The sequence below is a fragment of the Micromonospora maritima genome (assembly GCF_902825405.1).
Lineage (GTDB): Bacteria > Actinomycetota > Actinomycetes > Mycobacteriales > Micromonosporaceae > Micromonospora > Micromonospora maritima.
The window spans coordinates 1-6,625 of sequence record NZ_CADEAU010000306.1; the positions used below are offsets into that span (position 1 = coordinate 1).

Below are 6,625 nucleotides of genomic sequence, written 5' to 3' on the forward strand. Positions count from 1 at the left end.
GCCCGGCTCGGCGGTCCGCCGAGCGCGGTGCGGGTGGCCGGCGGCGGCTTCACCCGGGGCTTCGCCGCCGTGCTGAGCGGACCGGCCGGCGACCCGGTGTTCGTCAAGGCGGCGGCGCTGGACGGGCAGCGGCACCTGGTCGACTGGTACGCCCACGAGGCCGCGATCCTGACCCGCCTCCCCACCGGCCTGCCGGTGCCCCGGCCGCGCTGGGCGCTGACCGCGTCCGGCTGGTACGCCCTGGGCCTCGACGCGATCGACGGACACGTCCCCCGGCTGCCCTGGGACCCGGCCGAGCTGGACGCCGCCCTCGCCACGTACGCCGAGGTGGCCGCCGCGCTCGTCGACCCGCCCGCGGACCTGGCCGCGCTCGGGCTGCCCCGCCTCGCCGACCTGGCCCGGGACGACATCCTGTGGTGGGGAGAGGTGGCCGCCGGCCGCGAACCGCTGCCCGACGGGGCGGCCGGGGCCCCGCTGGCCGAGCTGGTCGCGCTGGAGTCCCGCCTCCCCGGATACGCGGACGCCGCCCCCGGGCTGGCCCACGGCGACCTGCGGGTGGACAACGTCCTGCTGGACGCCGCCGGCCGCGCCTGGCTGTGCGACTGGACCTGGCTCTGCCACGGGCCCGCCTGGTTCGACCTGGCCGGGCTGCTGCTCACCGCGTACGCCAGCGGGCTCGACGCGGACGCCGCCTTCGCGCGCCACCCGGTCACCGCCGGCGCTCCCGTCGACGCACTGGACGTGAGCCTCGCCGCGCTCGCCGGCTACTTCCTCACCGGCGCCGCCGCCGGACCGTCGACGGCCTCCCCCCACCTGCGGGCCCACCAGCGGTGGAGCGGCGAGCAGGCGCTCGGCTGGCTGGCCGCCCGTCAGGGCTGGGCCCGCGCCTGAGGCGGGTCGCCGGAGGCGTTTTGGCTCGTCCGGGGCCGACCTGGTAGCCTGGCTATTCGCGCGGCGATGACGCATGCTCGTCGTGCGCGAAAGCAGACCAACCCGAGCTATCAAGACGAGGCTGTCGCGTGGCGAACATCAAGTCCCAGATCAAGCGCAACCGGCAGAACGAGAAGCGCCGGCTGCGTAACAAGTCGGTCAAGTCGTCGCTGAAGACCGCCATCCGGAAGTTCAACGAGGCTGCCGAGGCCGGCGACACCGAGAAGGCCAGCGTTCTCATGCGCGAGGCCACCCGGAAGCTGGACAAGGCCGCCAGCAAGGGCGTCATCCACGCCAACCAGGCGGCCAACCGGAAGTCGGCGATCGCCAAGCGCGTCGCGTCGTTCTCGGCCTGACCAACGCCGTAGACCCGACCGGAAGCCCCGGGGCCACCGCCCCGGGGCTTCCGGCTGTCGGCGTTCTCCGGAGTCCTCCGCCGGGGACGGGTCAGGCGGGGCCGTCCGCACGGGGGCACTGCCGCTAGAGTTGGCGGCCTGGGCCCGCCGTTGTGGTCGACGGTTGTCAGGAGAGCGCGTGGTCGTACGGGTTGCCGGTCCACCTCCGGCCGACTCCTCGTCGCCGCTGGAGGTGCGCCACGACGGACGGCTCATCCGCGCCGCGAGCGCGGAGGACGCCCTCGGCATGATCATCGACGGCTATGCGGATCTCGCGCGCGGGCCCGAGCGGACCCGGGCCCGCCTCACCCTGGCGCTGCGCGCCCGGGAAGTGGTCCAGGCGCTGCTCAATGCCGGTGAGGTGTTCGAGCAGAGCACCGATGAGCAGCGACAGGTGCTGCTCACAGATCAGGGCGCGACGCCGCCCGGCCTCGACGTCTGGAACGCCGTCGTGCCGCTGGTGCTGGTGACCTCGTTCTACCGGCCGCTCGGGGACCGGGACCAGCCCCGGGTGGCCGGGCCCGGCCAGATCTGGTGGATCGATCCGGAGACCCCCACGTCCCTCCTGGAGACCCTGCACCAGGTGCGTTGGCTCGACGTGCTGCGCATGGCGACACCGGATCAGGGCAGCCGCTACCGCAACCTCGGGCCGAACGGCGCCGCGGGCTACTGGTGGCGGCCCCGCGCGGCAGGTGTCGACGCGTGACCGTCGATCACGCACTGGCGGTCCCGACGGACGAGCAGATCCGGGCGCTGCACGAACGGATCGCACCCCACGAGGAAGCGTTCGCGCTCGTCTACACCCACTGCCGGATCGTGTGCGCCGTGGCCGAGCAACTGCTCGACAGGTGCCCCCCGGGTCTGAACGTCGAGCTGGTCCGTGCGGGCAGCCTCCTGCACGACATCGGTGTCTACCGGCTGTACGGGGCGACCGGAGACCTCGATCACGAGAACTACGTCCGCCACGGGGTGCTGGGGCACGCGCTCCTGCGTGACCTCGGGTTCTCGGAGCGGGTGAGCAGGTTCTGCTCCCACCACACCGGGGTCGGTCTCACTCGCGAGGACGTGTTGCGGCAGTGCCTGCCGCTGCCGGTGGCCGACTACACGGCCGACACGCCGGAAGAGCAGCTGGTGCTGTACGCGGACAAGTTCCACAGCAAGACGACGCCGCCCGCGTTCGTGACCGCGGCGTCCTACGCCGCCGGGGTGCGGCGGTTCGGTGCGGACAAGGTGGCCCGGTTCGCGGCGCTGGTGGAGCAGTTCGGCGAGCCCGACCTCCGCCTCCTGTCCGACCGCTACCGGCAGCCGATCGTCTGAGCATCCGGCACCCCGGCCGCGGGGCGTCACCTCCCCCGGCCGGCGTCGAGGTCCCGACCCCGGTGGGGTGGTCTCGACGCGGACGGGTGGGAGGACGAGAGATCCGGGTCGGTCCGGGCCGCGGGAGTGCGTCGGGGAAGGGCCAGGGACGCCGCCCTGGCCGCGTCGACCGCCCGCTGCGTCTCGCTGCGGTGCTGGAGGGTGATGATGCTGGAGATCGGGCGGCCGGTGTCCGGCACCCAGACGAACTCGTTCTCGTCGGCCTTCGGCCACCGCAGGTAGTGCCGGTTGCCGAAGCTGGTCAGTTCGCCGTCGAGGGCGACCCACATCTTGGCCGTCTGCCCACCGTCGATGAAGCAGCCCCAGCGGTATCCCGGATCGGCGGCGACGGAGTCCCGCGCCTCCTGCGGAGTGACGCCCTGGAACACCGGCGATGCGGGCCGGCCGTCGAACAGCCGCAGGTGGGTCCGGCCCACCCGGTCTTCGAAGACCAGCATGCGCGCCTTCCGGCTCGACGCGAACGGCGGCGCGACATCCAGCGACCGGTCCGTGTTGACGGGGTGTGCGGCGAAGTCGGCGACGTCCAGCGACGGCCCGACCGTGACCGCGGAGTCGGGCCACGCGTCCTCGTCCAGCCCACCGATGCTGCGGACCTCCAGAAGGTTGTCGCCGCGCAGGTCGACGTGCCGCGCCGGGCACCTCAGCACGAGGTCATGGGCGAAGATGTCGAGCCCGCCGTCCACCGCGACGCCCGTGGACCGGAACTCGCGGCCACCGACCAGCGTGAAGCCGACATCGACCAGGTCGGCTCGCGGCGGTAGCGCGGGCGTCACGCGCGAGGCCTCGTCCAGGACACGCACGCTGCCCTTCTCCGGATCGTTCCGGCGGTCGATCACCATGTTGCCGTTACCGAAGACGTAGCACTCGGCCTGCCGGTCGGTCAGGCTGCCCGTCCAGGTCAGCCGGGTGCCGTTGAGAGCGACGTGGCCGGCCGCGGTGAGATGGCGCAGCGACAGTGCCCCCTCGCGGGAGATCAACGCCTCGCGGTCGACCACCGGCATGCTGAGCACCTGGCCCTGCTCGATGGCGAGGTTCAGGCTCGTCTGCACGGGCAGGCCGGACGCCTCGTCGAGCAGGGTGAAGAACGCGGCGCTGGACGTGGCCGGAGCGTGCTGTGCGGCATCGACGGCCGCCGTGGGGCGAGGGGTGAACCGAAGCGCAGCCGTGGTGCCGCTCGACGCCCAGCTCAGGTCGTAGATGTTGGTGAACTGGTCGCCGGTCAGGGGCAGCGATCGGGTCCGCAACACGAGGGAGTTGCCCAGGTCCGTCACCCGAGGTGTCACCGGGCGGTCGATCTCGGCTTCCATGAACCGGGCCGCTTCCTGCAACGAGCGGAACCGACGCTCGTCAGCCACGGCCGCCGGCCAGCCCTGGACGATCGCCCGCTGCCACCTGCACCGTGTCGCCTCCCCCGCCCGGCACGCCGGCCGTCCCGCGGTCCGCGTGGAGATCCATGGTGGCAGGTCACGTCCTCGCCGTGGGGGTCCTCTTCCGCCCGGGACGTTCGGCCCCGAGGCGCCGCACGTGCCGTCGTCAGCGGAAGGAGTCCGGCCAGGTGACGCCGGGCTCGGTGCGGCGTTCCCTCTCGCCGCCCCGGTCGAACGGAAGCGCGGACCGACCCGGCTGGTGGTACGGAACGGCCGGACGCGGCGCACCCGACTCGGCCAGGCTCAGGCCGCCGGGCAGCGCCCGGGCGGTGGCCGGCACCGGGGCCCGCCCGACCACCGGCTCCATCTGCCGGCGGAACCGGTCCCGCTCCTGCTCGGGGACCTGGGCGGCGGTGCGGACGACCATCTCGGCCACCACGTCGTTGAGCTTGACCATCACCGCCACCGCGGTCGGCAGGACCAGCACCGCCCACCAGCTCACCAGCTCGGCGAGGGCGAGCAGCACGGCCAGCGCCGCCGCTCCCTCGAAGAAGAGGAAGCAGAGCACCCCGCCGGGGTTGACGAAGCGCAGGCCGAGCACCCGGGCGTAGAGCGGCCGGTACCGCTCCTCGTCCGTCGGCACGGTCGACCACGCTCGGGTCACCGGGCGCCGCCCTGCCGGGCCGCCGCCACCGAGAAGACGGCCCGCTCCAGCGCGTACGCCCGGTCGTCGGCGCCGCCCTTGACCGCCGCGTTGCACTCGGCGGCGGCCCGCATCGCCTCGACCAGGCCCTCCGGTGTCCAGCCCCGGCCCTGACGCTGGGCCCGCTCGATCTTCCACGCCGGCATGCCGAGGCTGCTGGCGAGCTGGTAGGCGCTGCCCCGCCCGGCCGAGGCGACCCGGGCCACGGTCCGGACGCCGTCGGCGAGCGCATCGGCGATCGGCACCGGGTCCACCCCGACGTGCAGGGCCCAGCGCAGCGCCTCCAGGGCGCCGGGCACGTCGCCGACCATCGTCGCGTCGGCCACGGTGAAGCCGGTCACCTCGACCCGGCCCCGGTAGTAGCGGGAGACCGTGTCCGCCCCGATCCGCCCGTCGGTGTCGGCGACGAGCTGCGAACAGGCGGCGGCCAGCTCACGCAGGTCGGCGCCGACGGCGGCGATCAGGGCCTCGGCGGCGTCCTCGGTGCACCTGCCACCGTGGCGACGGATCTCCTCCCGCACGAAGGCCACCCGGTCGCGGTGGCCCTTGAGCTTGGTCGCCGGCACCACGGTCGCGCCCGCCGACCGCAGCCCGTCGGCGAACGCCTTGCCCTTGGCACCGCCGAGGTGCAGCACCACCAGCTGCACGTCCGGGTCGGGATTCTTGGCGTACGCCAGCAGCGCGGTCGACAGGTCCTTGCGGGCGTCCTGGCCGGACCGGAGCACCAGCACCCGGCGGCCGCCGAACAGCGACGGGCTCAGCATCTCGTCGATCTCGCCGACCGTCAGGGAGCCGGCCTGGTACTCCCGGACGTCCACGTCGGCGTCCACCTCACGGGCCCGCGCGACGGCTTCGGTGACCGCGCGCGTGGCGAGCAGCTCCTCGTCGCCGAGGACGAGCAGAATAGGAGGCAGGCTGGCGGGGGTCACGTCGCCCATACTCGCACGCCCTCCGGCCCGATCGTGCCTGCTCATCGGGGACTGTGACGGCGCAGCCCGCACTCAACGCAAATCCAGACATTTGCCTTGATCCTCTCCTATGCCGACAAGATTCCCTTCCTTTCCCGAGTGGGTCACCGGGGCGGCCCGGGTGCGGCGCCGCGCACCACCACCGCCAGCCCGGACCCGGTCCGGACCGTCGCCACGTCCCCGTCGGTGTCGGTGCGCACCACCCGCGCGCCCGCCCGGGTCAACCGGTCCAGCAGAGCCTGGTGGGGATGCCCGTAGTCGTTGTCCACGCCCACGCAGACCAGCGCGACCGCCGGGCGGGCCGCGGCGAGGAACTCCGGATCCTGGTATGCCGACCCGTGGTGGGCCACCTTCAGCACGTCGGCCCGGAGCGCGCCGGCCGGCAGCGTCTCCCGCACGGCCTGCTGCTCCTCGGTCTCGGCGTCCCCGGCCAGCAGGATCCGCACCCCGGACACGGTGGCGCTCAGGACCAGGGAGTTGTTGTTCGGGTCGGAACGGCTGCCGCGCAGCGGGTACGGCGGGCCGACCGCGACCAGCCGTACCCCGCCCTCGCCCCAGCGCCACCCCGCCGACGCCGGGGCCAGCGATGCGCCGCCGCGGCGGGCCGCCTCGCGCACCTGGGCGACGCCGTAGGGCGGCTCCGGCCAGGGTGGGCTCACCACCGCACCCACCCGTCGGCCCCGGAACACTCCGGCCACCCCGCCCACGTGGTCCACGTGGAAGTGGCTGACCACCAGCAACGGCACCTCGCGTACGCCGAGGCGGCGCAGGCAGCCGTCCACGCCGGACGGCTCCGGGCCGGCGTCGACCACCACGGCCCGGCAGATCGGAAGAGCGTCGTGTAGGGAAAGAGTGTTCAGAGCGGTGTAGATCTCGGTGGTCGCC

Annotated in this window: 7 protein-coding genes; 4 read left to right on the forward strand and 3 right to left on the reverse strand. The window is 73.8% G+C overall.

Features of this window, described 5'->3' with window-relative positions:
* From HUW36_RS22595 to HUW36_RS22610, 4 genes are all read left to right on the forward strand, one after another.
* Positions 1 to 891, forward strand: an 891-nt coding sequence (locus tag HUW36_RS22595) for a phosphotransferase family protein (RefSeq protein WP_174530011.1), incomplete at its 5' end; no start/stop codon positions are given.
* Between the two features lie 128 nt (positions 892 to 1,019).
* Positions 1,020 to 1,286, forward strand: coding sequence for a 30S ribosomal protein S20 (rpsT, locus tag HUW36_RS22600; protein ID WP_091571988.1), 267 nt, complete (start codon positions 1,020 to 1,022; stop codon positions 1,284 to 1,286).
* Positions 1,287 to 1,464: 178 nt separating this feature from the next.
* On the forward strand, positions 1,465 to 2,031 hold the full coding sequence (locus HUW36_RS22605) for a hypothetical protein (RefSeq protein WP_246248280.1): 567 nt from the start codon (positions 1,465 to 1,467) through the stop codon (positions 2,029 to 2,031).
* A complete protein-coding gene (locus HUW36_RS22610; protein ID WP_217428852.1) occupies positions 2,028 to 2,642 on the forward strand; it encodes an HDIG domain-containing metalloprotein in 615 nt (204 codons plus the stop codon). The genes HUW36_RS22605 and HUW36_RS22610 overlap by 4 nt, the downstream gene beginning before the upstream one ends.
* Positions 2,643 to 2,668: 26 nt before the next feature.
* On the opposite strand, the gene HUW36_RS34580 is transcribed toward HUW36_RS22610, so the two are convergent.
* From HUW36_RS34580 to holA, 3 genes are all read right to left on the reverse strand, one after another.
* Positions 2,669 to 4,057, reverse strand: coding sequence for a hypothetical protein (locus HUW36_RS34580; RefSeq protein WP_246248281.1), 1,389 nt, complete (start codon positions 4,055 to 4,057; stop codon positions 2,669 to 2,671).
* 178 nt (positions 4,058 to 4,235) lie between these two features.
* Positions 4,236 to 4,733, reverse strand: a complete 498-nt coding sequence (locus tag HUW36_RS22620) for a hypothetical protein (protein ID WP_246248282.1) — start codon at positions 4,731 to 4,733, stop codon at positions 4,236 to 4,238.
* A complete protein-coding gene (holA, locus tag HUW36_RS22625) occupies positions 4,730 to 5,710 on the reverse strand; it encodes a DNA polymerase III subunit delta (protein WP_174530013.1) in 981 nt (326 codons plus the stop codon). Before holA ends, HUW36_RS22620 begins: the two co-directional genes overlap by 4 nt.
* Positions 5,711 to 6,625 lie beyond the last annotated feature (915 nt).

Excerpts from the sequence above, each read along its gene's own strand:
- holA (WP_174530013.1), bottom strand. The coding sequence starts at position 5,710 with ATGGGCGACGTGACCCCCGCCAGCCTGCCTCCTATTCTGCTCGTCCTC.